Raw genomic sequence first — 26,470 nt, 5'->3', positions numbered from 1 at the left:
ATTAGCCGATCAACTGCCAGGTTTGTTCCACCGGTTTTCCGCTGTGTACTTCCTGAATCGCAGCCACAATGTTGGGGTACGCCCCACAGCGGCACAGATTCCCCGACATCCGCTCCCGGATTTCTTCGTTGGAAAGCTGAACCGGCCCCGGTTTGGAACGAATTGATTCCGTGACGTAACTGGCCTCTCCCTTTTTGGCTTCATCGAGCAGGGCCACCGCCGAGCAAATCTGCCCCGGCGTGCAGAAACCGCACTGAAAACCGTCATGTTTGAGAAAAGCAGCCTGCATCGGGTGGAGACGATCCGGTGATCCGGCGGTTCCGTTGGCCAGGCCTTCGATGGTTTGCACCGACCGGCCTTCGCAGGTTGCGGCCAGGGTCAGGCAGGACAACACCCGGCGTCCGTCCACAATAACCGTGCAGGCTCCGCATTGGCCGTGATCACAGCCTTTTTTAGAACCGGTGAGTTCCAGTCGTTCGCGGAGCGTATCGAGCAGCGACATGCGGGAATCCACCGTCAGTTTTCGGGCCGTCCCGTTGACTTTGAACGAGACAGAAACGCCGTTTTCGATGGCTGCCGACGAAAGCTCATCCGCGACCGGTCCGCTCGGCGAGCGGGTGAAAACCTGCTCGGCAGCGGCTGATTGCCAGGCCAGAATGCCGCCACCCGCCAGCCCCATCAGTTTCAAAAAATGACGCCGGTTGACGCCGGTATCGAGGATTTCGTCCAGATCTTCCGGCATCAGATCTTCGAACAGTTTCTTTTCGTCCTCGGTCAGGTCCGGGGCGTTGTGGTCTTCCATCATGGAATGTTCTGGAAATAAAGAGTCCCTATACACTCCTAACCCGGAAACCGGTTGAAAGTTTATAGGGAATCCCGGAAAACGCTGAACGTTCCACACCAGCCCGGCGGGAGCGGTTTACCCCAGAAATCCGACCAGATTTTCCACCATCACCGGCGACCCGATGTAGAGGGGCGTACGCTGGTGAAAACTATCCGGTTTGATATCGAGAATGGATTGCTGGCCGGTGGTGGCGACACAGCCCGTCATTTCGGCCAGAAAAGCCAGCGGAAAAGCTTCGTACAGCAGCCGGAGCTTGCCATCGGGGTTCTTTTGAGTCGGCGGATAGAGGTAAATACCGCCTTTGAGCAGATTCCGGTGAAAATCGGCCACGAGCGAACCGATGTAGCGGGCGGTGTATTTTTTTCGGCGGCACGCGGTCAGGTAGGCCTGCACACCCGGTTCATAGTCGTCCAGATTGCCGTCGTTGCACGAATAAATCTGCCCATCGGCCGGACTTTGAATGTCGGGATGGGACAGAATAAACTCACCCAGCGACGCGTCGTAGGTGAATCCGTTGGCGTTATGTCCGGTGCTGTAGACCAGAATTGTTGAAGAACCGTAGAGAATGTAGCCGGCCGCCACCTGCCGGCGACCGCCCTGCAAAAAATCCGCCATCGTGGGCTGCGTGCCGATGGGCGTTACGCGCCGGTAAATGGAAAAGATGGTGCCGATGGACACGTTGACGTCGATGTTGGAGGAGCCGTCGAGGGGGTCCATGGCCACGACGTATTTGGCGTGGTTGTTTCCGGTATAAATAATTTCTTCCTCTTCTTCCGAAATGATCGCGCAGGCTTCACCCCCGTTTTTCAAGGCGCGGCTGAACCGGATGTTGGCAATCATGTCGAGTTTCTGCTGGCTTTCGCCCTGCACGTTCTGAATGCCCATGCCGCCGGTGAGGTCGATCAAACCCGCCCGGTTGACTTCCCGATGGATGATTTTACCGGCCAGCGCAATGTCGCGTAACAATTGCGAGAGTTCACCGGTTGCGTACGGGAACGCCGTTTGCCGGTGCATGATGTACCGATCCAGGGTTACGCCAACGGGCAACGCCAAGGGATGCGAGGCCGTTATTTCCATCTGCTGAACATTCATAATCGTCGAGAATCGTTATAGGTGAATTGCTTGTTTACAGAGAAAATCAATCGGATGGCCGATGCAGCCAGCGTACTATCAAAAATTAGCTTTTTCGCAGAATGGGAGCAAACGGGGAAATAGCCGGAATAGTTGGATTATTACACTAAGGTTAGGCAGGATGTTTTTTATTTTAAAATTTTACCGCATATTTATTCACGCAATCGTTACCGGGAACGTTGCCGGAAGTTGGTTTCTTTGAAAAAGTACTGGGCTGTTTTTTTGAATTTTACCAATAAATACCTTGGACACCATAACCATCAAAGATATTGCCCGCGCCTTAAATCTCTCGACCTCGACGGTATCGCGGGCGCTGCGGGACAGCTACGAAATCAACGCCGAAACCAAGCGGCTGGTTGTCGAGTATGCCGAGCGGCTTCAGTACCGCCCCAATCCCATTGCGCTGAGCCTGAAAGAAAACCGTAGTCGGGTCATCGGCGTCGTGGTTCCCCAGATTGCCAACCTCTTTTTCTCGCAGGTCATCAACGGCATCGAAGCCATTGCCTATAACCGGGGCTATCACGTTAGCATTTTTCAAAGTCACGAATCCTACGAACGGGAGCTGGCCACGGTGCAGCAGGTGGTGGCCCGCAAGGCCGACGGCCTGCTCATCTCGCTCTCCAGCAACACCTGCAACGTCGCCTATCTGCGTCAGCTTCAGGAGAAAAAACTACCCATTGTGTTGTTCGACCGCGTGTCGAAAGACCTGGAGGTACCGAGTATAACGGCGGATAATTTTGCGGGAGCCTATGCCGCCACGGAACACCTGATCCAGTCGGGACGCCGTCGGATTGCGCACGTCGCCATTCCGGCCACGATCTCCATTGCGCAGGAACGGCTGGCGGGATACCGGGCGGCACTGGAACACTACGGCATTCCGTATGAAGAGAAGCTGGTGCGGCACGCCGGTTTTGGCCCGAACGAGGTGGACCCTATCGTCGATGATCTGCTTCGTCAAAAACCGGACGCGTTTTTTGCGGCCAGTGACCGGCTCGCCATCGGCTGTCTGACAGCTCTAAAGAAACGAAGCATCCTGATTCCCAAGGAAATAGCCCTGATCGGTTTTACCAACATCACCGTAGCCGATTTGCTGGACCCGCCCATGACAACGGTTGAGCAACCGGCCCTGGAAATTGGTCAGGTGGCCGCCGGGCGACTGATCGACCTGATTGAAGGAAAACCCCGGCACCTTACTGCCGACTCCGTGAAAATTCCCACCCGGCTTGTGATCCGGGCGTCCACGAAAACGGGGGCTTGAGCCATTTCGCCCCTAAATCCCCTAAAGGGGACTTTTTGAATTCGGATTAGGCTGCGTCCAATGTCCCCTTTAGGGGATTTAGGGGCAAACTAATCAATTATTTCCCGGCCCACCCGGACGACCACCACCGGGGAACCGCCCCCCTCCTCCGCCACCATCGCGCCAGTTCTGGCCGTCGGGCCGGTCGGTGCCGCGCGCCGGGGAGGCTGAAGCTTTAAACTGGCGCAGGTTGTAGGTAAACGTCAGCATAAAATACCGTTGCAGCACCTGCGCCCGGCTGTTTTCCACATACGTATCGGTCTGCGTTACATTCAGGCTGTTGTTCTGCTTCAGCAAGTCAAAAACCGACAACCGGAGTTCGCCCCGCTGGTCTTTCAGGAATTTCTTGCCAACGGCGGCATTCCAGAGCGTATACTGCTGATTGACACTGCCATTGAAACCGGTGTACTTCTGATTCGAAATGTCGGACTGCAACACCAGACCCGGCCCGAATATCCAGTTGATGCGGCCACTCAGCACCTGAAAATAATATTTGTTGTTGTTCTGTTCCTGAAGCGAGTATTTCACATCGTTGAAGTTACCGGAATACGAGAACGAGAAGTCCAGCTTCTGGCTGATGTTGCTGCTCAGGTTGACACCCTGCGACCAGGTGGTCGTGTTGGCGTTGTTGATCTGGTTGTTGATCAAACTCGGCGACGTTCCGTAGCTGTTTCCGGCGTTGATGCTGATGTTACTCTTGATGAATTTGAGCGGGGTGCTGTAGGTAACAAACGTGCGGAGGTTCCACAAACCGCTCAGGTTAACCGGGCGGGTCAACTGAACCCCCTGCCCCAGCGTCGTGCCATCGGGCAAGGTGGCGGCTCCGTTGCTGATCAGGGTAGACGTTCCGATGTAATTGTTGGTCGAACCCATGTTAATAAACACAAACAGGCTGCGGCCTTTAACCGGTTTGGTGAGTTGATACCGAACCGACACGTTGTGGCTATACGACTGCTTCAAATCCGGATTCCCTGTGGTCAGAAACAGCGGGTTGGAGTTGTCGAGCACATTCTGGAGCTGCGTGACCCCCGGCGCCTGCGTGTTGGTGCGGTAAAATAACCGAACGCGGCTGTCGGTCGACAGTTTCAGGTCCAGCATCGCCGATGGCAGCAGGTTGTTAAAATGCGCCTGAACGTCGTTGTTGATCGGGAATGTCTGGTCGCTGAGCAGATCCGCCCGCTGGTAGTTCAGGTTGACGTTCAGCCCCATTTTTGGTGACCGGTAATTGTAGCCCACCCCCGCCTGGTTCGTAAAATAATCGTTCTGAAACGTGTTCGACAACAACGAATCCAGTTGGTCGTAGCGCTGCGTGGCCGGATTGTAACGGTTGGTCCGTTTGGTGGCATCGCTATACCGGTACGTGGTCGTATAATTGATCTGCAACTGGCTCAGCTTGCTCAGCGGTTCCGTAAAAGCCGCATTGAGTGAATACTGGTAGCTCGGCGTGTTGGTATTGGTTTCCTGCTGAATGCGCTGATCCGGGGTTCTTCCCGTAAAATATTCATTCAGCGACAACTGCGAATTGTCCCGGTCCTGCGTGCTGATCTGGGTGCCGAAATTCAGGGAAAGCGACCGTCCGCGTTTGGCAAACCGGTGCCGAAACAGAATGTTGTTGCTGAAGTTGAACGCCTTGGTTCGGCTGATGTTGTCGGTATTGCTCCGGTTCAGCAACAGGCTGTCGGGGGGCAAAACCGGGTTGAAGTTGTTACCCAGCGTCTGGTTTTGGGAGGTACTGTCGCCAGCCAGGTACGTAATCCCCTGCGTGCTGCTCGACGAACGGTTGTTTTGCCACCGCAACCGGGGCGTAATCAGCAGCGAATTGTTGGAATTGATCGTATATTCGAGCCGGAAATCCAGCCGGTGGTTGTAGTTTTCGCTGCGGGTATTGCTGTTTTCCAGGTAGTTCTGGCTCGCATTTTCGGTCAGCGTATACCGGCGAAAAACCGTCTGCGAGTTGGCGTTGTTGCTGTTGTTGAAGAAATAGCTCCCCCGAATGGTGACGTGCTTACCCCAGTCGTCGGAAAAATTGAGCCCGATGGAGTTCGTTTTGTTGATCCCGCTCTGCTGACCCACCAGAAAGCTGTCGCTTCCGCCACCACCCTGGCCACCGCCACCACCCCGGTTGCCGCCCCCGCCCCGGTTGCCACCCCGGCCACCGCCACCACCTCCTCCGCCACTGTTGCTGCTGACGACGCCGGTCAAATCCTGCGAGGAAAAGTTTTGCTGGTTGATGTTGTTGCTCAGGCCCACGATGGAAAACCGCCGGGCGCCGTTGAAGAAATTAACATTTCCGCCCGCCGAATACGTATCGTCCGTTCCATAGCCCGCATACACCCGGCCAAATACGCCGTTCTGCCGATCGCCCCGCGTCACGATGTTGATGGTTTTCGAGGTTTGGCCGTCGTTAAAACCGGTAAACTGCGACTGGTCGCTCATGCGGTCGAAAATTTCGATTTTATCGACTACTTCGGCGGGCAGGTTGCGGAGGGCAATGCTCGGATCGTCGCCAAAAAAGATTTTGCCGTCCACCAGCACCTGCTGCACATCTTCGCCTTGGGCTTTTACGGTTCCGTTTTCCACCGTAATTCCCGGCATTTTCTTGATCAGGTCTTCCGTGGTGGCATCGCGGGTGACTTTAAACGCTTCGGCATTCAACTGGAGCGTATCGCCTTTTTGCTGCGCGGGCGGTATTTGCCCTTTGATTACGACTTCCTTGAGCGTTTTGGCGTCCTCAGTCAGGGTGATGGTGCCCAGATTCTGGACAGATTCGGTAATCGTAATCACTTTGTCATAATCTGTAAACCCCAGGTAGGTGGCTTTCAGCCGATAGGCTGCCGGATTGAGGTTTAGGAAGGTAAAGACGCCACTCGTATCGGTTACAGTATATTGTTTCTGGGTCGTATCCTGCTGCGACGTCAGAATAACCGGCACCCCGATCAGAACGCCGATGTTGACATCGGCAAATTTTCCGGTCAACTGGTTGGTTTGGGCGAACAGCGACGGTCCCGAAATCAGCAAAAGAGCCAAAACCGGAAGCAAACGAAAAAAACGTAGAGAATTTACCTTCATGGTGCAAGTGCGTAAGGGCGGATTTTCACAGGTTTGTCACCGCACGGGAACCCCGGGGCGGTGACAAACGCTGCGAACGACTGAACTGAAAATTTGATGAAGTGTAATCCTGAAACCGGATTACGACAACGACACATTGTTGTGCCTGTTTGTTTGAATTTTACCGGTTTCCACCCCGACGACCGCGCATGGCCCGTTCTTCCTTGAACGTTCCTTTGGCGTCGAAAACCACAATTTTCCGGGTGGTATCGGCCGCCACGACCACATTATAGTTGTCTTCTTTGTCTTTCATGATCCGCCGAACCGTCATACCGGGGTATTTATCTTTCACATACGCCATCACCGGAGCGGGTAGTGCGCTTTCTTCCACCTGCGTCATTCCCTGCATCTGACCGCGTCCGCCCCCCTGTCCGTTCTGCGCATTACTTTCGAAAACCGTCATCCCGGCCAGCAGCAGGGCAATGAACATTCCTTTTTTCATGATCGATTGCTGTTTAGTTGTAGTGCTTAGATGTCAATGGCCCCGAAACCCTGCGGGCTGCGGACAAAAAAAGAATTTATTTTTCGGAACGGTCCCGGCGGCTGGAATCGGAGCGGTGTTTTCCCGACCAGCCCGATCCACTAAAGGAGCCAAAACCGGGCCGGTCGGCCAGGACTTTCTGTAATTTCTGCCGTTGTTCGGGCGTACACAGGGCGCTCACCTGCTGAAAATGCCGCAAGGTCAGCACGTCCAGCCGAACGCTGTTTTCTTCCAGTTGCCGGGCCTGTTGCGTCAACTGCGCATCGGTCTGCGTCGAATCGTTGACCTGCCGGAAAAACCGCTGGCGTTCCTGCCGCATCGAATCCAGCAAGGGCCGGATGGTTTTAAAATGGCGTTGCCGCATGGCCCGGTATTTCGTACGCTGCTCTTCCGAAAAACCGAGGGTTTTGGAAAGATACGACCGACCATCGCCCTCCCGGTGGTGCCGCTGCGAACCCAGCCACATCCAGGTTAGCAAACCGGCGTTGAGCAGCACCAGCGCGATGATGATGCCGATCAGCATTCGAACTCGATTCCGGTCATTCATCGGCGTACACGGTTTGGTGGTCCAGTTGATAATCCTGCACAAAAGCTTCGTAGGTTCCGGCATCGGGTTCCGGCGTGGGAGGGCTGGGGCTGGTCTGCCAGAGTGCCACCGAAACATTGAGTACCACCAGTATGCCGAGCGTTCCGAAGGCGTAGGCCGGGCGTTGCAACCACCACGGCAGACGGACCGATCCTTCCAACTGGTCCAGGCGGTTTTTCAGCCGGGTTTCCAACCGGGCCTCCAGCCGGGTATAAAAGAAAGGCCGGGGCTGGGCGGGCTTTAGCTGGCCCAACTTCCGAAACCGGTCTTCCCACTGTTGCTCTTCTTCGTTCGTGTTCATGATTGTCACGGGTTATTTCTTTCCTGATAATACGGGCCTAGCTGTTTCCGAAGATTCTGTTTGGCCCGGTGCAGCAGCGACTCGACCGCCGACACGCTGACCTGCATCACCTCCGCAATTTCACGGTGGCTTTGTTCGTCGATGTAATGCAAAATAAAGGCGACTTTTTGCGTATCCGCCAGTTGGTCAATGGCTTTAAACAGGGTGCGCATCTCCTCCTGCTGCTCCAGCGAAACCCCCGGATGGTGGAAATCCGGCGGATCGTGCAGCACCTCGTTGTTCAGCCCAAACAAACTGGTCAGGACCGAAAACCGCTTTTGTGCCTTTCGTTTCCGGTGGTGCGCCAGGGCTTTGGTGGTGGTGATGCGATACAGCCAGGTCGTCAGTTTGGCCTCTTCCCGAAAATTCTGAATGGTTTGGTACACTTCAATAAATACCTCCTGCGCAATATCCTCTGCTTCTTCGGGATGCTGCACGATCGCCAGTGCCAGGTTGTAGACCTTTTCCTGATGCGTTTCGACCAGCATCCGAAAAGCCGACGCACGGCCTGCTTTTAGCTCAGCAATCAGTTCGGACTCCTGCAAACGGGCGGTATCGTTAAAAGTGAACACATGGCATTAGGTACGAAAGATTGGAAAAACCTGCGGGAATGAAGTAACTTTTTTCGGCTAACCAAAAAAAGCACCACGCCGTTTTGGGATGGTGCTTAGAGAAGTGAGTGGCAGTATGATTTTTTTAGCTTGCCAGATCCATAACCGCAATGGCGTGATTTTTCGATACAGTAGGGAAATCGTCCAAAAATTCATCCAGTGAAACCCCTGCTTCTAAGTGATCAAAAAGCGATTCCACCGGAACCCGGGTTCCGGTGAAGACAGGTTGTCCCCCCAAAATATCGGCGTCTACGAATATCAGTTCCTTGATGTCCATGCCCTAAAGGCAATCATTTTTCACAATCCACGAATTCTTTGCCGAACCCATTTACCTCACCACCGGAAACTGGGAAATCCGCAAACTCGTGCAGCCATACGGCACCAGTGTGATTTCTTCTTCCTCCGGGCTGGCTTCCAGTTGATACATGACACTGTAGGGAATGGGACCGGTCATTTCGTTGTAGAGCTGCCAGGATGGAATGCGCCGGGCCTTCGTTTTGATCTGTATCGGGGCATTTTCCAGATTCCACGGAAACGTCGAAACCGCTCCTTTCTGTTCAATTTTATAAGCCGCTTCGAGGTTCTTATCCGCGACTTCCACTAAACCGTAGTTCCAGGGTGTTGAGGGCCGTACTTCCTCGTACGAATCGCCATACTCGATCGGGTCTTTGTCATTTTTCACCTTCTTCACCTCCTCCCCCATTTTCAGCGCGTAGGTGATCGGCCCCCGTTCCAGCGACACCGAATTTTCGTACCAGGTATTTTTAAACAGATGCATTGGCAGGTTCAATTCAACAACATCGCCGGTTTTCCATTCCCGCCTGATTGGCACAATCTGGTTGCCGTTGACTTCCTGCCAAACCTTGCCGTTAATTTTGATCGAGGCTTTTTTACACCATTCCGGAATGCGCAGGTGGAACGGGAAGGAAACGGTTTTCCCGGTGGTCAGCGTAAACCTAACGGTTTCCTCAAACGGGTAATTCGTCTCTTCTTTCAACGAAACTTCGGTGCCATTCGCCACGGTGATTCTGGCTTCGCTGGGGGCATACACCAGAGCCGCCACGCCTTTGTCCGGAGTGGCATACCACAGATTCTGCGTGAACTTCGGCCAGCCCTGGTGCATGTTCGATGTGCAGCACGGGTACCCGGAAAGCAGGCCAAAGCACAGATCGGTTCCGTGGTGATTGACGTCAAAATTGCGCATATGCCGGGTCGCCATCACCTGGTTGGCCTGCTGAAAATACTGGCGACCCATGAAATCGTCGGATATCTGTGCGGGCAGCGCATTGAAGGCAATTTTTTCAATCTGGTCGGCGAAATTCACATTGCCGGTAATTTCCAGCATACTTTCCAGCGAAAACAGCATTTCCACGGCGGTACACAACTCGGAACCCTGCGTCGGATTGTTACCGTGCAAGGCTTCGTCACCCCCATACAGCCCGTGCGCCATACCGTTGAAGTTGCGGATATCGGCCAATCCCTTTTTTGTCGCGTCCAGGTATTTCTGTTCCGGGTGGTGCTGGTAATAGATGATCGGGGCCTTCATGCCCTGCGCCAGATTGACACAATGGATGCTGCCTTCTCTGGAAAGCAGGTCGGTGTTTAGGAACGCGTTCGTGTAATCAAACGTCTGTTTATGAATCAGATCGCCCAGTTCGAGCAGAAATTGATCGCCGGTTCGGTTGAAAAGCCAGTACACATTCATCAGGTTGTCGCCCCCCCGATACCGCGCCCAGAACGTCCAGTGATCGAGCGGTTTCCGGGGCAGTTCCTTCAATTGGTACCTGAAATAATTCGTCATCAACGTGATCACGCGCTGGTCGCCGGTCGCAGAATAATACTGCTTCAAAATCTTGAGCATCACCATCTTGGGCCACCAGTCGCGGCTGTTGTTCCGTTGCACACCGGGTTCGGGGCCGTAATCTTTCGAAGGGCCAAAATACCCGTCCGGCTGCTGGCTTTTAATCGCCCATTCCACCCAGGGTTTGGTTTTGGCAATCAGTTCTTTATCGTCCAGAATATAGGCCAGCGGCAACAGCCCGTCGATCCAGTAGGGTCCCCGCTCCCACTGATCACCGTCGCCCCCCAGCCAGCCGTTTCGTTCGTTCATGACCAGCGGGTAGAGCTTATCCAGATTTCCGGTAGCTCCGTTTTTCTGGCGGATCAGCATTTCGCGCAACCAGCCCTGCGGTTTAATGGCGCCCAACGGCAATTCCAGATACGAATTTTGCCGCAACGGAGCGCGGCTGTTCGTATACATTGCCGACTTTTTCACCTGCCCGATGGCCGTAAAAACAAACGTTGCAAAGAGAATGGAAAGAATAGATTTCAGTTTCATGTTGAGCCCTTGTGATGGTTTTGTTCCTGCTTAACTACCGTTCCCGCGACAGCACCTACTTTCCGAACCCACTCTTGCCCAGATCTTTAGAGGTGGCCACGGCAATGACGCGCCCCTGGTCGCCAACGGCGTTGTAGAAATGGTAGACGACGCCTTTCCACTTGATGACCCACGGTTTGTGGGCGTAGGTTTTGTCGTACGGTTCCGAGGATGCAACCAGATCGTCCCCCTGCCAGTCGGTCCAGTTAACGAGGTCGTAGGAACACGCAAACCGCTCGAACGCGCCGGGTTTCCAGAACGCGCCGAAGTAAAACAGCACGTATACATCTCCGATTTTAGTAATCTGCGCATCGCCACAAATGCCGGTTTTCCGGGTGATCAACGGTTCCTGTCCGAAGCGTTTCCAATGCGTCAGGTCGTTGGAAACCGCCATCGCGATGTTTTCAAAACCGGCTCCTTTGGCATCCGGTTTCTCGCCTTTGGCGTTGTAATACATCACAAACGGATACCCGGTTTTCTGCGCCTTATCCCGAATCACCAGACTTTTGTAGATGGTTTTGTTGTCGTACCAGCGCGCGTCTTGATCCACCGCCGACAGCACCGGCTGTGGCAACCGCGTGACTTCCTTCGGTTTCGACAAATCGTTTGCGCTGGCGATACCAACTCCCAAGCGGCCCGCTTCGTAGCCTTTTTCGGAACCGCCCAAATACGACAGCCAGTAGCGGTTCCGGTATTTTTCGGCTTCGTACGAACCACCCCAGTCGGTATCGATCAAGGCAACATACCCGGCTTTCTGCGTGGCATCCCAGTCTTTATCGGTAAAGGACATCAGTTTGCCCAGAGTGGTCCAGTGCAGCAGATCGGTGCTTTTCGCCAGCCAGGTTTCGTAGCCCTTTCCATCAAAAATGATGTAGGTCATATACCAGTTGTTGCCCTTGCGGAAAACCGTCGGACTGTCGACCATCCGGCCTTTGTCGGGCTGGGGCAGCACAATGCCATATTTATAAGGCGTTTTCACTTCCTCAAAAACCGCCCGCATCTTTTCGTCCGGGACGGTTACCGCAGGATTTGTCGGCTGGGCAAAACCCGTTACCGTCATCACTACGAATAAAGAGCCGACAATCCATTGTTTCATTTTAATTGACCAAAAGGTAAGGCCATCCAATTCCCCAAATTCCATTCCGTGAACGGGTCAATGATTCCTACGGGATAATTAGCAGGTTTGATTTGATCCACAATTTGGTTTAATCCATATGAAAAACGCGCTCCAATGGAATCGCGACCGGCGACTGATCCGGATTGGTGTCCATCAGTTCGGCCATGTATGCCCACCAGCGTTTCATCACCGGCAGCGTCGGCAATTGGTCGGCGGTATGGTTTTCCTCCCGTTTTTGCACGCCAAACAGAATCCCGCTTGAGCGGTCGAGGAAAATGGAATAATCCCGGATACCGGCTTCCGTGAGCGCCTGCGACAATTCCGGCCAGATTTCGTCGTGACGGCGCTGGTATTCAGCCTCTACGCCGGGTTTGAGTTTCATGGTAAAAGCGATTTCCTGCATATGAATTCTGGGTCAAAAGTCGTTTTAACCGTTTTTATTTCCCGGAAACAACGGGCGTCAACGTCACCGGTCCAAGCAGTCCGGACGCCAACGGCTTCCATTTTTCGGCGGTAAAATTTCCATCCGCCCCCCGGTTTTCGCGCAGCCGGGCCGACATGTTGATGTTGTAAAATTTCTTCCAGTTGATGTGTTCCCGGTCCATGTCAGCAATCCGGTTCGCCATGCTGTTCGACACAAAAACCGTCAGCATATTGGTCGGTTTCAGTTGGTCTTTGGGAATAAAAACCTGATACGTCGGCCCGATCAAGGTTCCGATTTCTTTGCCATTCAACTGAACACGAGCACTTTCGGCTACTTTTCCCAGATCGAGCAGCCAGCCGTCCCCGGTTCCTTCCGGTTTCGGAAAAGAAATCGTGTAGGTAGCGGTTCCCGAAAACTTTTTCACATCATCGCCCTCCAGTTCCGTCCATGAAGCCAGTTGGGCAGTTTCTTTTTTGGTGGGCAATTGTGGCCCTCCCTCAACGAAGTTGATTGCCCAGGTTCCCTTGATTTCAGTCCCGGTTGCCGCCGGTTTCAGATACGCATACGCCGGACCGCTGACCGCCGTCCGCGACGTTTCCAGAATGCAGGACTCGCCGGGCGCCAGTTGCAGATATACCTCCCCAACCCCGCCGGCGGTCCGAAACCGGGCCAGGCCCAGCTTCTCCGTCATCGGGTTATACAACGCTACCGACTTCGCAGCCACGCTGATTGGCACCCAACCGTCTACGGCCTTATTGCCCCAGTTGGCAATGAAATAATAGTTGCCATTGGCATGGCTCCGGCGCACCACCTGAAGCCCGGTATCGACCATTTTCTCCCGCTTGACGCCCGCAGCCGTCAGCATAGCTTCCAGATCATTGGCCACCCAGAATGCGCCTTTCCCGACCCGCGCTTTCTGCAAGCCATCCTCAGCGTCTTCAAAGTTAATCGACGTAATCAGCGCATTGAACGCGTTCTGGCGAAGAGCCAGTTTGCCCCAACCGGGAACATCCTGCGGCAGTTCGTTGGCAAAAACCACCTTTGCGCCACTTTGGGCCAGCTTCATCAACTGCTGCAGCGTTTCCAGCGGAATCAGTTGCGCTTCGGGTACCAGAATCGTCTGGTACGTTACGCCCCCGGTTTGCAATTTCCCGCCAATGGCCGTTACCTTCATCAGTTGTTTGTCCGATATAAAGTCAAAACTGTAGCCTTTTTTCAAGAGTGCCTCGGCGTGTTTCTCCACCGGCAAGCCTTTGAAACCGTGTTCAATGCCGTCGAAATGTTGCAGCAGTTCCCGGGCAGGGCGGGCAAAGGCATCGTAGATCGGCAGGTACACCAGCACGTCGTTGTTGGGCTTTCCGGCTTGCAGAAACGACTGGCAACGAGCCACATACTGGTTCAGCTTCCCAAAATCAGCCCAGAAGGAATTGTTCGGATTGAAATGTACGGCGGCATAAAACAGCCAGCCGGGCCAGGCAGCTTCCTGCGGGGAATAGTTGGTGCCGTGATAAAAGGTGTGGTTCACCCCGCCGAGCAGAAACCGGTCCATATCCTTTTTAATGTCGCTGAGTTTCGACAGGAAATGTTCGTTATCCCAGGTCGCCGACTCCGACGAGGTCAGCTTTTTGCCCGTCACGTTAGCCGCCGACGACGCAAATTTGATGCGCAGCATTTCCGTGCCTTCGATTTCGGGAATGTCGGTGATGGCATACAAGTCCAGAATGTTTGCGGGCGAACCGTGCGCCTGGTTCCGGATGATTTTGCCTTTCCCTTTGGCCCAATCGCTCCAGGTTTTTGTGTAATTTTCGAGCAGCAGTTCCGAAATGGTTTCCCGGTAATCGGTCAGCACGCGCTGGTAACGGTCATTTTTCCCTTTTGCAAAGAAGGACACCAGTTGGTGCCGCAGGTCGTAGCCGCGCCGTTTCACAAACTCATTGAACAAGGCCGGGGTCCAGTTGCTTTCGCCCTGGGCGTCGTCCACTTCATAGGAATCGTTGAAAAACGCCCGGAGGTTTTTCAGGTCGTGGCCTTTAAAAGCCGTATCAAATTTCTTGAGGTAATTCTGCGTGGCGGTTTTGGAAAAGTGATCGATCACGTCACCCTCGCCCCCCGGTCCGGCCCGCTCCACCATCTTGCCGTGCCAGCCCTGAAAAACCGCATACAGAATCCAGGTACCCTCCGGTGCCGTCCAGTTCAGTTTCCCCGTACTGTCGACGCTCGTGGTCAGGTTGATGACCCGGCCGTTGTCCGAATACGCCATCATCGCAACCAGCGGCAACGGTTTTTCAAACCGCACCTGATCGAACGCATGACGTTGCAGGTTTGGATTTTTTGCAATCGGTTCGACTACTTCTTTGATGTCAATTTTCTCGCCCACCGTCCGCATGATCGGCTTCTGGATGTACGTAACGGGCTCAGTGAGGGTTTCGCCACTTTTCAGCGTGAACGTCTTGTGAACGACGTACTTACAGGCATCTTCCGGGCTCACCCACGGACCGCCAAACGGCCAGCCCGACGCCTGCGCCAGATCAACTCCCAGGCCGATCCGATTCGCTTCTTTCAGGGTATGATCCAGCATCGACATCCACTTCGGCGACAGAAAGTCGATGAATTGTTTTTCCGATCCCTGGACCCCGTAAATGGGGGTAATTTCGACTCCGCCCAAACCGGCTTTCTGGTATTGGGTCATCAGGCTCGTCAGGTCTTTCGGATTCACCGCGCTCCCCATCCACCACCAGCGGGTCCAGGGTTTGGCCTGCTGCGTAACGGCTGGCCAACGCGGTTGGGCAAGGAGAGCATTGCTGAGGAGAAGTAAAAAAAGTAATTTTTTCATGTGTTTTAAAGGATTATTTCGCGGAGTTGAGCGGAGGAAGAGGAGCTAAGCGGAGATTATAATTAATTCTCTCCGCTTAGCTCCTCTTCCTCCGCTCAACTCCGCGAAATAACTTCAATTTCTCTTTACCACGTCAGTTTATACAACGAAACACCCTGCCGTGGCAGGTCGGTTTTCAGCCGGACGGTGCCGTTGGTAACCGCCACCTGCGCCGGTGCTTCGAATTGGGCCAACTTCCCGGCTTTTTCCAGCGTTGCAATCTGTTCTGCCGACGGTTGCTTTGGAGAACCCATTTTTAGCCAGACCGCATAGGAATTGCTGTGGTTTTCGTCGATCCGGTACTGCGTCACCGTCACCTGTTGGGTCGGTACCCCCTTGATAGCCAGATCGACCGGCGAAGCGGCCGCAGGGACGTTGTCGTCGTGGTAGTTCCAAACCAACACAGCCGCCGTGTTCGAAGCCGTGTCGCGGGTTGCCAGGGCGTTGACGTCCGGTTCAGCCCGCCGAACGCTGGAGTCACGAATTGCCATCGTGTGGTAGGCCAGGTTACCGCTAACCTCTACCCGGTTTCCGCGCATCATGCCGTACATCCGAAACACGTTCAAAACCGGTTTATCGACGCCATTGGTCGCCAGATCGCGAAAACCGTAGAACCAGGGCTGGTTTTCAAATTCAAACGACCACGAAACCGCGCCTTTGAAATTCACCTGGTGCGCATCCGCCAGTTCGTATTTCCGGGCAAACGCGGCTGCCGTGTAGCTCGAATACATCGTACCGTTGCGGTAGGCGTTCTCCGGGTTGGTCTGCATCCCGCAGGCCGCACAGCCTTCCGGGTCCGACTCGCCAATGATGATCGGGAGTTTGCTGAATTCAGGATACGAGGCCACGATCTGAAAACCGCTGGAAATGTCGCGCAGTTGGGTTCCCAGATTCATTCGAACGTGTCCGTCGACCAGTTTGGGCGACCCTTTGGCGTGGAAAGCTACAAAATCGAGGGGAGTGCCGGTTTTGCCGGTGACGTAATTTTTCCCGCTCCGGCAGTGTTCCAGAAACGCTTTCAGGAAAGTCGCACCCCGTTTCCCCTGCGGCCCCGTCACGTGCGGCCCACCGACTTTGGCCGTCGGCAAGGCCCGCCGAACGGCGTCTACGGAATAGTCATACAGTTTGTTGTATTCATCGACCGTGCCGCCCCAATACGGACTATCGGGTTCGTTCCAGAGTTCCCAATACCAGCTTTCGACCTCTTTTTTGCCGTATCGCTTCACCGAATGCCGGACCCACTGGTAGATCAATTCGCCCCATTTCCGGTAATCTTTCGGTGGATACCGCCAGCCGGTGTAAATCTTGTCGTAGGGTTGTCCGGGTTGCCAGTCATGCCCATACGGTTGCGGTTTGGAGGATAACGCTTCCGGCATGAACCCCATCTGCGCCATCGGTTTCATCTTCCGCTCGACGTACGTATCGAAAATCCTGTCGACAATCGTCCAGTCATACACCGGTTTCCCTTTGGCGTCTTCCGTGTAGGCGTTGGTCGAACCCCATTTCAGAGCCGGTTTTCCGTCGCCGGTCACCAGAAGACTGTGCGCGCGGACATACACCGGAACCGGACTCAGTTCGGCCAGTTCCGACAGCAGTTTTTTGCCGTCTTTCATGTACGTGTAATTCGGCTCGTCGTAACCAAACCACGCCCAGACGGGTTCCATTTTGCCTTTTTTCTTATTCAGATCCACCTGAATCGAAACCGGGGGCGGGGGCGTCGGAATGACCCGCAGCGCTTCTTTGTAATCGACGTATTGCGCCAGATCCCGCAGCGCAATGACCTTGTAATTGTTGTCGTGCAGGTATTTCAGGTAGGCTTCAAAAATAGCCGGGGGCGTCGTCACCCAGTCGTGCGCGTAGTCGGGAACACCATGGATCGTCAGCACGACAACCTTGCCGTTTTTTGCTTCCTGAAAGGCCTTGAAAATCCGCTCCTTGTCGAAATTATTGGGTTCGGTGGTGCTGAAACTCGGAATCAGGTACGGATAATCGGTTGTCGGATCATAGGCCCGCGCCCCGCCAACCCGCGCAAACTGGTAGTTTTTTTCTTTCAGAACCTCAAAGGCAAGCGGGTTGGTGCCGTAGCCGGGATACGCAAACGTGGTCAGGGGCCGGTCGATGCCATACGTTTTGCAACGCGCTTCGAGGGAATCCAGTTGGGCGGTAAACTGCGCTTTGGAGAGTTTCGCCACATTGCTGTGCGTCAGCGTATGATTGGCAATTTCGAACCCCATGCGATCCAGCTCCCGCATCTGCTCCCAGCTCATGTATTTCTGCTTGTCGGCAAAGTCGGGCGGGAATTCACAGACGTAGAACGTGCCGCCAAAACCGTATTTCTTCAACAGCGGAGCCACCACCGTTGCGTGGGTAACGGGAGCATCGTCAAACGTCAAAACCACCAGTTTATCCGGAATCGGTTTCCGAACAATCTGCGCGTTAACGCCAGTCAAGAAACTGATAATCAGAAAAATGACAATACCGATTCGGTTCATCTGAAAACAAGGAGAGAGGGTTGGTTCGGTTTTCAGTTTACGGTATTCGGTTTACGGTGGCTGACGCATTAGGCTTCTTGAGCCAGCATGCGTCAGCCACCGTAAACCGAATACCGTAAACCATCAGGCTACCGGCGCACTTGAACTGGAGAGTTCGATCAGTTTGTAGCGCGGAACCAGCAGGTGCATGACCAGCCAGGCCAGCAGATACCCAAACCCGCAGATCAGGAACATGATGTAATAGCCCGTTTCGAGGTGCCCGAGTGCCTTGTAATGGTCGAACAGTTTTCCCGCCAGTTTCGAAAAAGCCATCCCACCAAGTCCACCCGCCATGCCGCCAATCCCAATGACAGAGGCCACGGCTTTTTTAGGAAACATGTCCGAAACCGTCGTGAAAATGTTGGCACTCCAGGCCTGGTGGGCCGAGGTAGCAAACCCGATGCTCAAAACCGCCAGCCAAAGTCCCATGCTTCCCAGATACTGAATAAAAACCGCCGGAATGGCACAAAGCGCATAAATGAACATGGACGTTTTCCGCGCCCGGAACACCGGAAACCCTTTTTTAATCAGATTCAGGGGCAACCAGCCGCCAAAAATACTGCCAACACTGGCAATCGTGTAGACCACGGCGACCGGCAGCGAAGCCGCACTGCCTTCCAGTCCGTACTCCGCTTTCAGGAAGGCGGGCAACCAGAACAGATAAAACCACCAGATGGGATCGGTGAGCATTTTCCCGATCACGAATGCCCAGGTCTGGCGGAACGTCAGGAGTTTAAACCAGGAGACTTTTTCGGTCGAAGTTTGATCTTCCGTTTGCTCATCCTGATCGCTGTTGATGTAAGCCAGTTCTTCCGGGCTGACTTTCTTGTGCTTCGCGGGCGTATCGTATATGGTAATCCACAGGATCAACCACAGAAACCCAATCGCACCGGTAATGATGAAGGCCCATTGCCAGCCCCAGAATTCGGCGATGAACGGCACGGAAAGGGGCGCCAGGATGGCCCCGACGTTGGTACCGGAGTTGAAAATACCGGTGGCCAGCGCGCGTTCTTTTTTGGGAAACCACTCGGCAATCGTTTTGACAGCCGCCGGGAAGTTGCCGGATTCACTCAATCCCAAACCGGCCCGGGCAATGCCAAAGCCGAAGGTTGTTTTGGCAAAAGCCGTTAACACCCCCACAATACTCCAGGCGGTCAGCGAAATGGTATAGCCTATTTTGGTTCCGAATTTATCGATCAGGCTTCCTGCGCCCAGCATCCCAAAGGCGTAGGCGAGCTGGAAAACCACCACCAAATCTGCGTAGTCTGATTCCGACCAGTTAAAATCTTTTTCCAGGTCGCCTTTCAGCAAACTGATGACAACCCGATCCAGGTAATTAATCGTCGTTGCAAAAAACACCAGAGCACAAATCGTCCAGCGGTACCTTCCAATGGCTTTATTCATGAGAAAAAAGAGTAATATTCAGCTATAGAAAGCAGATGGTATAGCTTATCTACCTTAGTTTAAAAGTTGTTTCGCGGAGATGAGCGGAGAAAAGAAGAGTTTAGCGGAGTTTATTTAAAAACCTCTGCGTAACTCTTTTTTTCTCCGCTCATCTCCGCGAAACAACTCAAACTTCTCACACCGTTTTCCGATACCGCCACGACGCCAGCAGCAACAGTCCGACGGCCATGCCGCCCAGCACGAAAAACTGACGGCTGACATCGGCGAAGGTGCTGCCTTTCAGCATGACGTTCCGGCCCACTTCAATGATGTATTTCAGCGGGTTAAGCCAATTGAGCCACTGCGCCCAGACCGGCATATTCTCGGTCGACGCAAACAAACCGCTCAGGAGAATGAAGAGGACCAGCAGGAAAAACGAGACAAACAGCGCCTGTTGCTGGTTCTCGGCCAGGGTGGAAATCAGCAGGCCCAGCCCCACACACAAAATCAGAAAGAGGAGGGCAAAAACGTACATCAATGCCACGCTGCCTTCGATCCGGATCTGAAATAAAAACCGCCCCAGCAGCAAACCGACCGTGAATAACCCCAGCCCGACGATCACGAACGGAATCGATTTTCCCAGAATAAATTCGTGTTTGCGGATGGGCGTTACGTTCAACTGTTCCATCGTCCCGATTTCCTTTTCCCGCACGATGTTGAGGGCCGACACCAACCCGCCCACCAGCAGCAGGAGTTCGAACAGAACGCCCGGCACCATGAACGTTTTGTATTCCAGTTTCGGGTTGTACCAGTACTGATTTTCAATGGCTAATTGCGGCACCACACCCGGCGAAACCGCCCGGGTTTCAGCCAGAATATCAGTGCTAAAATCCCGGATGATGGCCGTCGCGTAGCCGTTGGCAATGCCAGCTTTGGAACCGTCGATGGCGTTGACCAGCAACTGGACGGCGGTGCTTCCCGCCTTTTCCAGATCGCGCTCAAAATGGGGTGGAATCACCAGAACCAGGTCGGCATCACCCGCCAGCAGCGTTTGCCGGGCCTGTTTGTCCGATGGTAAATAACCGGTCAGCTTAAAGTTATCGAGGTGCCGGAATTTGCCGACGAGCCGCTGCGAATACGTCGTATGATCGCCGTCGACCACGGCGATATTCAGATTTTTCACCTCGTAATTGGCCGCGTACGACAGCAGAATCAACTGCATGATCGGGGCCAGAATCATGATCCGGAGCAACACCGGATTCCGGCGAAGCTGGCGGATTTCCTTTTCAACCATATACCAAATCCGGTTCATGACAGGCGGGTTTTTAAGTTACGTAAGCTCAGGCCCATGAATACAATCGACATTCCGATCAGCACCAGCGTGGGTTGCCAGAGATACCGCAAACCGGCACCTTTGATCATGATTCCTTTCACGATGTTGATGAAATATTTTGCCGGAATGAGGTTGGAAACAATCTGAAGCGGTTTGGGCATGCTTTCGATCGGAAACATAAAGCCTGACAGAAAAATGGTCGGCAGCAACAGCGCCATCAGCGACGCAAACATGGCAACCAACTGGGTGTCAACGATCGACGAGATGAAAATACCGATCGATAACGACAGAAAGATGAACAGCAATGTTTCGGACAATAGCAGCAAAAGACTGCCATTCAGCGGGACGTTCAGGACAAACACGCCGAGTGCGATGATGATGCAGCCGTTCAGAAATGATAACAACAGATACGGCACAACCTTCCCCAGCAAAATCTGCCCCTGACTCAGTGGCGATACCATCAGCACTTCGAGCGTGCCGGTTTCACGTTCGCGGGCAATGGTAACGGAGGTCATCAGGGCCGACACCAGCAGCAAAACCATCGCCATCACGCCCGGCACAAACACGAACGCGCCCTTCAGTTCGGAGTTGAACACCATGCGGCTGCGAATGTCGATGGTCAACGGCGGCTGAACGGTCGGGTTGAGGTCCGTGGTGTAATCGCGGATGATCGCCGTAGCATAATTGGTTAGGCTAATGGCGGTATTTTGCTCGGTGGCGTCGGCCAGCAATTGAATTTGGGTGCTGCGACCGTGTTCGTAGTTTTCCGTCAAACCGGCCGGAAAAACCACCGCCAGTTTGATCGTCCCTTTCCGGAACGCCCGTTCGATGTCGTCGTTTGAGCGCAGGTTTTCCCGCAACTGAAAATACCCGGAAGCCAGTAACTTGTTGGTAATCTGCTGCGAATGCGGACTTTTGTCGTTGTCGAGAATCGCAATCTTAGCATTTTTGATTTCGTTCGTGAGTGCAAACCCAAACAACAACACCTGCACCAGCGGCAACCCGAACAGGATCAGCAGCGTCCGCCGGTCGCGCAGGATGTGGAAGAATTCTTTTTTGACAAAAGCAGTGAAGCGGTTCATAAGTGACGTTGTGTTTTCAGTTTTCGGTATACGGTTTTCGGTGGCTGACGCAGGCTAAATATCGACGGTTTCTAACGCGCCAGAAAGAATGCGTCAGCCACCGAAAACCGTAAACCGTAAACCCTCATTTCGTTGACGTTCCTCTGGCTAAAATCTGGAAAACCGCATCCATTGAATCCACGTTGTAGGCGGTTTTTAGACCTGCCGGAGTGTCGAGGGCTTTCATTTTCCCATCCACCATGATCGACACGCGGTTGCAATACTCGGCTTCGTCCATGTAGTGCGTGGTGACAAAAACCGTCGTTCCACCGTGGGCGGCTTCGTAGATCAAATCCCAGAACTGTCGGCGGGTGATGGGATCGACCCCACCGGTCGGTTCGTCCAGAAACACAATTTTCGGTTCGTGAATCAGCGCTACCGAAAACGCCAGTTTCTGCTTCCAGCCCAGCGGCAGCGACGCCACGAGCGAATCGGCAACGGTTTCGATGCCCAGTTTCCGCAAAATCTGGTCGGTTTTTACCGGAATGTCCGCCCGGCGCAGGCCGTAAATGCCGCCGTAAAACCGGATGTTTTCGCGAACCGTCAAATCTTCGTAGAGTGAAAACCGCTGACTCATGTAGCCGATGTTTTGCTTGATCTTTTCAGACTGGCGATAGACATCAAAACCGGCTACGGTAGCTTCGCCCGACGATGGTTTCAACAAACCGCAGAGCATCCGCATCGCCGTGGTTTTCCCAGCTCCATTTGCGCCCAGAAAGCCAAAAATTTCGCCCTGCGCCACGTCGAACGTAATGGCATCCGTGGCAATGAAACTGCCGAACTTTTTGGTCAGTTGGTGGGTATGAACTGCGTTTTCCATAATCGTCAGGCCGTTGGTTGCGGTTGGGTCATCAACGCCATAAAGGTGTCTTCGATGCCCGGTTGAATGGGATGGATTTCAATGTTTCGATGGTTATGGTCCAGCAAATACGAGCCGATTTGCCGGTCAGACACGACGGCTGTTTTCACCGCTAGGTGCAAAAATTCGCCAAACGCGTAGCACGATTCTGTAAAGGGAGCCAGCCGCAGATCGTGAATGAGTTGGTAGGTATCGGCGGCCCGAACGGCAAACAACGGTTTCGTAAACCGGTTCGTAATCGCCGACGGCGTATCGACCGCCAGCACCGTTCCGGTTTGCATGAAGGCCACCCGGTCGCAGCGGCTGGCTTCGTCCATGTAGGGCGTGGAGACCAGCGTGGTCAGTCCGCGTTCGTTGAGTTTACGGAGCATATCCCAGAATTCCTTGCGGGAAACCGCATCGACACCGGTGGTCGGTTCGTCCAGAAACAGCACTTCGGGCTTGTGAATCAGGGCACAACACAGGGCCAGTTTCTGTTTCATCCCCCCGGACAGTTGCCCGGCCCGACGGTCTTTGAACGGTTCCAGTTGCGAATAAATCTCCTGAATCAGGGGATAGTTTTCCCGGATGGTGGTTCCGAAAACCGTCGCAAAAAACGCCAGATTTTCCTGGACACTTAAGTCGGGATACAACGAAAACCGCCCCGGCATATACCCCACCAGTTGCCGCAACGCTTTATAGTCTTTCACCACATCGTATCCCGCCACCGTTGCCCGGCCCTGGTCGGGCAGCAACAACGTCACCAGAATCTTGAAAAGGGTGGTTTTCCCGGCTCCATCCGGCCCGATCAGCCCGAACAACTCGCCCGGCCGGATCGACAGGGAGATGTCAGAAACCGCTGGTATGTCGCCGTACGATTTCGAGATGTTTTCAATGCTGATTGCGTCCATGATTTGACTGTTTATGGTTTTCGGTTTTCGGTGGCTGACGCGTTAGAATTTCTGTAACAGCGAAGAATGCGTCAGCTACCGAAAACTGTAAACCAACCTCATAACCGAATCTCCCCCGGCATCCCGATCTTCAGTCCGCCGTCATTTTTCACCTTCACTTTCAGGGCGTACACCAGATTGACGCGTTCGTCTTTGGTCTGGATCACCTTGGGCGTAAACTCGGCTTTGCTCGAAATCCAGGTCACGGTTCCGGCGTATTCTTTGAACTGATCGTTCGGTGCATCAACCAGCACCTTCACCGGCTGACCGGTTTTGACCCGCACGAGTTGGTCGCCACTGATGTAAGCCCGGAGCGTGATCTGGTCCAGGTCAGCCACTTTATACAGCGGTTTGCCGTACGTGGCTACCTCGCCGGTTTCGGCCAACTTGACGGTGACCGTACCTGCCGACGGGTTCACAATCGTTGCTTTTTTGATCTGGTCGTCAATCTGCCGGATTTGTTCTTCCAAAGGGGCTTCCTCCGACAGCGTTCCGCTCCGCTGGGTCGTCAGGGCAGACTGCTGGGCCGCCCGTTGCTGGCGAATCAAGGCAATCTGTCGCTCGATGAGGTCGATCTGGGCAACGATGTCGTCCAGTTGTTTCGTCGGGGACGCTCCGGCGGCAATCAGGTTCTGGGTGCGGACTTTCTCGCGCCGGAGCGTCTTCAGTTGCTGTTGCTGAACGGCAATTTGCTGTTCAAAAGGCGAAAGTTGCGCCGGAATGTTCGGGGAGCGACTGGAAACCGCCCGCCGACTGGCCAGCAACTGCGCTTTCCGAAGCTGGAGTTGCAGCGGGTCGATCTGCCCGACGGTTTGTCCAGCTTTCAGCGTCTGGCCTTCCTCCACCGACAAGTGTTGCAATGCGCCGGTGGCCTCGGCGGAGACGATGGTTTCGACGGCTTCAAAATTGCCGTACGCGTCTGATTGCGGCTCGGTTTCGCAGGCCATCAGGCCGATTAGAAAGACGGAAGGAATCAGAATGGATTTCATGGAGTAGCTGGTCTATGGTGTTAATTTCCGGTCAGCGTTCGGTACTGGATTTTCGCCAACAACAGTTGTAATTCGTGGGTTTTCTGGTTCAACAGTGCCAGGCTTTCGGCGTTGAGTTCGGACGCGTAATCGCGGGCGGCAATCGTTCCATTGTCAAGTTGAACGCTGGCGGTTTGCCGAATTTTCGATCGTAGCAAACTGATCTCTAGGTCTTTCTCCAGCAGGGCGCCGATGCGGTCGATCTCGGTTTGCTGCTGCCGAAGTTGCAGCGACAGATTCCGGTCGAACACCTTCTGCTGAACGCCGATCTGCTCCCGGTTGAGGGCCAAAACCGTCCGGTCGTTGTGAAGCGTATAGGCCGACGACAGGTTCCAGCTCAACCGGATGCCCCCGATAAAAAAGCCCCGAAAGTCGTTGTTGAGGAAGTTCAGTGCCGGTCGGCCCGCCCCGCCCTGGGCAAACGCGCTCAGCCGGGGTTGCAGGCGGTTGTTCATCAGCCGCAGTTGCGCATCGAGCAGCGTCCGTTGCGACTCAAAAAGTTTTTGCTCCGGGCGGTTCAGCGACAGATTTACCGGAACGGTTGGCGCTTCGTCCACCACCAGCCGCGTGCTGTCGGTAATCGTTATACCGGTCAGCATGGCAAGTTGATCGCGCAGGCCCCGGCGGGTGGCCGCCAACTGGGCCAGTTGCTGTTCGGCGTTCAGCACTTCGGCGCGTAACACATCGACGTTCATCGTGGCAACCGTTCCATACTTTACGCCCGCTTCGGCTTTTACAATGCGGTTTTGCAATTCTGCCAGGCGGTTTCGGGTCAGGCGGGTGTTTTCGTCGGTTAATAGACTGTTCAGGAAATAGGCGTTGACCTGCTCTTTCAACCGGTTTTGGTCGACGGCTACCTGCTGCAAACTCACCGCCGTACTGGCCCGTTGCACCTGTTTCTGGAGCGTCGTCTGCTGGCCGTCGAACAAGGTGTAACTCACATCCGCCGTCAGCTTGTACTGATCCTTGCTGAGTTGCGGAATCATTGCGTTCGGCAATTCGATGGGCAGTTTAGTCACTTCCGATTGCCAGCTTGCCTGCCCGTTGACACCCACCTGCGGCAGTCGCCGGTTTTTGTCCAGATTGGCTACGGTCAGATCACCGGTTTGCTGCACCAGTTCGCGTTGGCGGCTCAATGGGTCATTGCCCAGGGCAGCGGCATAGCCTTGTGCCAGCGTCACCACCGACTGCGCTCGAACCGAACCCGTCAGCAGCAGTCCCAGGAAAAGTGTGGAGATCGATTTCATAAAAATCAGTTTAAAAATTCATTCTAAATTATTTTTCTAAAAATATTTTTAATAAAATACCAAAAAAAATCAGTCGGGTTTCAGGTACGCCATAATCGTTTCAAAGACGATCACTTTCCGTTCTTCCAGGAAAGCTTTATAGGCGGTATCGTCCATACTGCCGATGTAGAGTACAATCGGTTTTGCCATAAACGGAAATACCAGACTCCCCAACAGACTGACGATTAACTGCAGTGGTTTTACGTTCCGAATGGTCCCTTTCTCCCCTTCCATCTGCAACTGCCTGACAAAACTAGATGATTGAATAATGTCTTTCGCCTTGAGCTTTTCGAAAATTTCGCTGCTATCTTTCTGTAATTCAGATAGTATGAAAACCGGCACATGGGGATTCGCACACAGGAAATCCGTGTAGTTATCGACCACTTTCCAGATTTTTATTTCCAGTGGCACTTCTTCATTCAGGATGGACACGACTCTGCCTAAGAACGAACCCATCGTTTCCATGAAAATGCTCTGAAAAAGCTGCTCCTTCCCCCGAAAATAATAATTCACCATCGCCATGGTCGTGCCGGACTCCTCGGCAATGTGACGCAGCTTCGCCCCGTCGAATCCGCGTTCCAGAAATACCTTCTTGGCGGCTTCCTTGATCTTCTGCTCCGTGTTCTGCTCGGTCTGTTTCGGTTTCATCGGCACAAAGGTAAGGACATAATCGGTTTATTAAAAACTTTTTTAATAACTATTTTTAGTTGTGACACAGAGGTGATCAGAGGACATCAGAGATGATCAGAGAAAATTTTTGGTTAACACTGAAAAACCGCCGGGTGTCTCCGTTCGTGTAATAACCGGTCCAA

At 53.8% G+C, this 26,470-nt stretch carries 22 protein-coding genes and 1 pseudogene; 1 reads left to right on the top strand and 22 read right to left on the bottom strand.

Translation table 11 applies throughout. The features are described 5' to 3' along the window. Nucleotide 1: 1 nt before the first annotated feature. Entirely contained in the window at nucleotides 2–802 is an 801-nt protein-coding gene (locus F0P93_RS29680; RefSeq protein ID WP_150881496.1) for a 2Fe-2S iron-sulfur cluster-binding protein, read from the bottom strand. A 117-nt stretch (nucleotides 803–919) separates the two neighbouring features. Further along, nucleotides 920–1,921, bottom strand: a complete 1,002-nt coding sequence (gene fbp, locus F0P93_RS29675) for a class 1 fructose-bisphosphatase (RefSeq protein ID WP_150881495.1) — start codon at nucleotides 1,919–1,921, stop codon at nucleotides 920–922. Between the two features lie 298 nt (nucleotides 1,922–2,219). Here fbp and F0P93_RS29670 point away from each other — a divergent pair, with 298 nt between their 5' ends. Further along, a complete protein-coding gene (locus tag F0P93_RS29670; RefSeq protein ID WP_150881426.1) occupies nucleotides 2,220–3,233 on the top strand; it encodes a LacI family DNA-binding transcriptional regulator in 1,014 nt (337 codons plus the stop codon). Between the two features lie 93 nt (nucleotides 3,234–3,326). On the opposite strand, the gene F0P93_RS29665 is transcribed toward F0P93_RS29670, so the two are convergent. The 20 genes and pseudogenes from F0P93_RS29665 to F0P93_RS29575 all read right to left on the bottom strand — a co-directional run bounded on the left by F0P93_RS29665 (nucleotide 3,327) and on the right by F0P93_RS29575 (nucleotide 26,306). Then, nucleotides 3,327–6,341, bottom strand: coding sequence for an outer membrane beta-barrel protein (locus tag F0P93_RS29665; protein ID WP_150881425.1), 3,015 nt, complete (start codon nucleotides 6,339–6,341; stop codon nucleotides 3,327–3,329). A 160-nt stretch (nucleotides 6,342–6,501) separates the two neighbouring features. Beyond that, nucleotides 6,502–6,822, bottom strand: coding sequence for a hypothetical protein (locus F0P93_RS29660; protein WP_114405631.1), 321 nt, complete (start codon nucleotides 6,820–6,822; stop codon nucleotides 6,502–6,504). Nucleotides 6,823–6,898: 76 nt separating this feature from the next. Beyond that, the gene (locus F0P93_RS29655) at nucleotides 6,899–7,408 is read right to left on the bottom strand and encodes a Spy/CpxP family protein refolding chaperone (RefSeq protein WP_191908959.1); all 510 of its coding nucleotides are present in this window, start codon (nucleotides 7,406–7,408) and stop codon (nucleotides 6,899–6,901) included. Beyond that, nucleotides 7,401–7,748, bottom strand: a complete 348-nt coding sequence (locus tag F0P93_RS31635) for a hypothetical protein (RefSeq protein WP_191908958.1) — start codon at nucleotides 7,746–7,748, stop codon at nucleotides 7,401–7,403. The genes F0P93_RS29655 and F0P93_RS31635 overlap by 8 nt, the downstream gene beginning before the upstream one ends. 5 nt (nucleotides 7,749–7,753) lie before the next feature. Then, the gene (locus F0P93_RS29650) at nucleotides 7,754–8,359 is read right to left on the bottom strand and encodes an RNA polymerase sigma factor (RefSeq protein ID WP_225309703.1); all 606 of its coding nucleotides are present in this window, start codon (nucleotides 8,357–8,359) and stop codon (nucleotides 7,754–7,756) included. A 124-nt stretch (nucleotides 8,360–8,483) separates the two neighbouring features. Beyond that, nucleotides 8,484–8,675: a DUF433 domain-containing protein gene (locus tag F0P93_RS29645; protein WP_150881423.1), complete on the bottom strand. Its 192-nt coding sequence runs from the start codon at nucleotides 8,673–8,675 to the stop codon at nucleotides 8,484–8,486. A gap of 51 nt (nucleotides 8,676–8,726) precedes the next feature. Beyond that, on the bottom strand, nucleotides 8,727–10,736 hold the full coding sequence (locus F0P93_RS29640) for a beta-L-arabinofuranosidase domain-containing protein (protein ID WP_150881422.1): 2,010 nt from the start codon (nucleotides 10,734–10,736) through the stop codon (nucleotides 8,727–8,729). A 55-nt stretch (nucleotides 10,737–10,791) separates the two neighbouring features. Then, nucleotides 10,792–11,871, bottom strand: coding sequence for a glycoside hydrolase family protein (locus tag F0P93_RS29635; protein ID WP_150881421.1), 1,080 nt, complete (start codon nucleotides 11,869–11,871; stop codon nucleotides 10,792–10,794). Between the two features lie 109 nt (nucleotides 11,872–11,980). Next, on the bottom strand, nucleotides 11,981–12,295 hold the full coding sequence (gene rhaM, locus F0P93_RS29630) for an L-rhamnose mutarotase (RefSeq protein ID WP_150881420.1): 315 nt from the start codon (nucleotides 12,293–12,295) through the stop codon (nucleotides 11,981–11,983). 34 nt (nucleotides 12,296–12,329) lie between these two features. Beyond that, complete coding sequence (locus F0P93_RS29625) at nucleotides 12,330–15,149, bottom strand: glycosyl hydrolase (RefSeq protein WP_150881419.1); 2,820 nt, start codon at nucleotides 15,147–15,149, stop codon at nucleotides 12,330–12,332. A 125-nt stretch (nucleotides 15,150–15,274) separates the two neighbouring features. Then, entirely contained in the window at nucleotides 15,275–16,921 is a 1,647-nt protein-coding gene (locus tag F0P93_RS29620) for a GH39 family glycosyl hydrolase (RefSeq protein WP_225309711.1), read from the bottom strand. A 309-nt stretch (nucleotides 16,922–17,230) separates the two neighbouring features. Continuing rightward, nucleotides 17,231–17,680, bottom strand: a pseudogene (locus F0P93_RS31805) (polysaccharide deacetylase family protein); the annotation flags it as partial. Nucleotides 17,681–17,803: 123 nt separating this feature from the next. Then, entirely contained in the window at nucleotides 17,804–19,123 is a 1,320-nt protein-coding gene (locus F0P93_RS29610; RefSeq protein ID WP_150881418.1) for an MFS transporter, read from the bottom strand. A gap of 175 nt (nucleotides 19,124–19,298) precedes the next feature. Beyond that, the gene (locus F0P93_RS29605) at nucleotides 19,299–20,414 is read right to left on the bottom strand and encodes an ABC transporter permease (RefSeq protein WP_150881417.1); all 1,116 of its coding nucleotides are present in this window, start codon (nucleotides 20,412–20,414) and stop codon (nucleotides 19,299–19,301) included. Beyond that, a complete protein-coding gene (locus tag F0P93_RS29600) occupies nucleotides 20,411–21,517 on the bottom strand; it encodes an ABC transporter permease (protein ID WP_150881416.1) in 1,107 nt (368 codons plus the stop codon). Before F0P93_RS29600 ends, F0P93_RS29605 begins: the two co-directional genes overlap by 4 nt. Nucleotides 21,518–21,641: 124 nt before the next feature. Then, nucleotides 21,642–22,376, bottom strand: coding sequence for an ABC transporter ATP-binding protein (locus F0P93_RS29595; RefSeq protein WP_150881415.1), 735 nt, complete (start codon nucleotides 22,374–22,376; stop codon nucleotides 21,642–21,644). 5 nt (nucleotides 22,377–22,381) lie between these two features. Further along, the gene (locus F0P93_RS29590) at nucleotides 22,382–23,305 is read right to left on the bottom strand and encodes an ABC transporter ATP-binding protein (protein ID WP_150881414.1); all 924 of its coding nucleotides are present in this window, start codon (nucleotides 23,303–23,305) and stop codon (nucleotides 22,382–22,384) included. A gap of 98 nt (nucleotides 23,306–23,403) precedes the next feature. Next, on the bottom strand, nucleotides 23,404–24,333 hold the full coding sequence (locus F0P93_RS29585; RefSeq protein WP_150881413.1) for an HlyD family secretion protein: 930 nt from the start codon (nucleotides 24,331–24,333) through the stop codon (nucleotides 23,404–23,406). A 20-nt stretch (nucleotides 24,334–24,353) separates the two neighbouring features. Next, nucleotides 24,354–25,619, bottom strand: coding sequence for a TolC family protein (locus tag F0P93_RS29580; protein ID WP_150881412.1), 1,266 nt, complete (start codon nucleotides 25,617–25,619; stop codon nucleotides 24,354–24,356). A 69-nt stretch (nucleotides 25,620–25,688) separates the two neighbouring features. Continuing rightward, on the bottom strand, nucleotides 25,689–26,306 hold the full coding sequence (locus F0P93_RS29575; protein ID WP_150881411.1) for a TetR/AcrR family transcriptional regulator: 618 nt from the start codon (nucleotides 26,304–26,306) through the stop codon (nucleotides 25,689–25,691). Nucleotides 26,307–26,470: the final 164 nt, after the last annotated feature.

The organism is Larkinella humicola (assembly GCF_008727875.1).
GTDB lineage: Bacteria > Bacteroidota > Bacteroidia > Cytophagales > Spirosomataceae > Larkinella > Larkinella humicola.
This window is presented reverse-complemented; position numbering and strand designations above follow the sequence as displayed.

Coding starts and splice junctions, on each gene's coding strand:
- F0P93_RS29640 (WP_150881422.1), bottom strand. CDS start 10,736: ATGAAACTGAAATCTATTCTTTCCATTCTCTTTGCAACGTTTGTTTTT.
- F0P93_RS29575 (WP_150881411.1), bottom strand. CDS start 26,306: ATGAAACCGAAACAGACCGAGCAGAACACGGAGCAGAAGATCAAGGAA.
- rhaM (WP_150881420.1), bottom strand. CDS start 12,295: ATGCAGGAAATCGCTTTTACCATGAAACTCAAACCCGGCGTAGAGGCT.
- F0P93_RS29625 (WP_150881419.1), bottom strand. CDS start 15,149: ATGAAAAAATTACTTTTTTTACTTCTCCTCAGCAATGCTCTCCTTGCC.
- F0P93_RS29610 (WP_150881418.1), bottom strand. CDS start 19,123: ATGAATAAAGCCATTGGAAGGTACCGCTGGACGATTTGTGCTCTGGTG.
- F0P93_RS29600 (WP_150881416.1), bottom strand. CDS start 21,517: ATGAACCGCTTCACTGCTTTTGTCAAAAAAGAATTCTTCCACATCCTG.
- F0P93_RS29605 (WP_150881417.1), bottom strand. CDS start 20,414: ATGAACCGGATTTGGTATATGGTTGAAAAGGAAATCCGCCAGCTTCGC.
- F0P93_RS29595 (WP_150881415.1), bottom strand. CDS start 22,376: ATGGAAAACGCAGTTCATACCCACCAACTGACCAAAAAGTTCGGCAGT.
- F0P93_RS29580 (WP_150881412.1), bottom strand. CDS start 25,619: ATGAAATCGATCTCCACACTTTTCCTGGGACTGCTGCTGACGGGTTCG.
- F0P93_RS29635 (WP_150881421.1), bottom strand. CDS start 11,871: ATGAAACAATGGATTGTCGGCTCTTTATTCGTAGTGATGACGGTAACG.
- fbp (WP_150881495.1), bottom strand. CDS start 1,921: ATGGAAATAACGGCCTCGCATCCCTTGGCGTTGCCCGTTGGCGTAACC.
- F0P93_RS29680 (WP_150881496.1), bottom strand. CDS start 802: ATGGAAGACCACAACGCCCCGGACCTGACCGAGGACGAAAAGAAACTG.
- F0P93_RS29645 (WP_150881423.1), bottom strand. CDS start 8,675: ATGGACATCAAGGAACTGATATTCGTAGACGCCGATATTTTGGGGGGA.
- F0P93_RS29590 (WP_150881414.1), bottom strand. CDS start 23,305: ATGGACGCAATCAGCATTGAAAACATCTCGAAATCGTACGGCGACATA.
- F0P93_RS29585 (WP_150881413.1), bottom strand. CDS start 24,333: ATGAAATCCATTCTGATTCCTTCCGTCTTTCTAATCGGCCTGATGGCC.
- F0P93_RS29660 (WP_114405631.1), bottom strand. CDS start 6,822: ATGAAAAAAGGAATGTTCATTGCCCTGCTGCTGGCCGGGATGACGGTT.
- F0P93_RS31635 (WP_191908958.1), bottom strand. CDS start 7,748: ATGAACACGAACGAAGAAGAGCAACAGTGGGAAGACCGGTTTCGGAAG.
- F0P93_RS29655 (WP_191908959.1), bottom strand. CDS start 7,408: ATGAATGACCGGAATCGAGTTCGAATGCTGATCGGCATCATCATCGCG.
- F0P93_RS29665 (WP_150881425.1), bottom strand. CDS start 6,341: ATGAAGGTAAATTCTCTACGTTTTTTTCGTTTGCTTCCGGTTTTGGCT.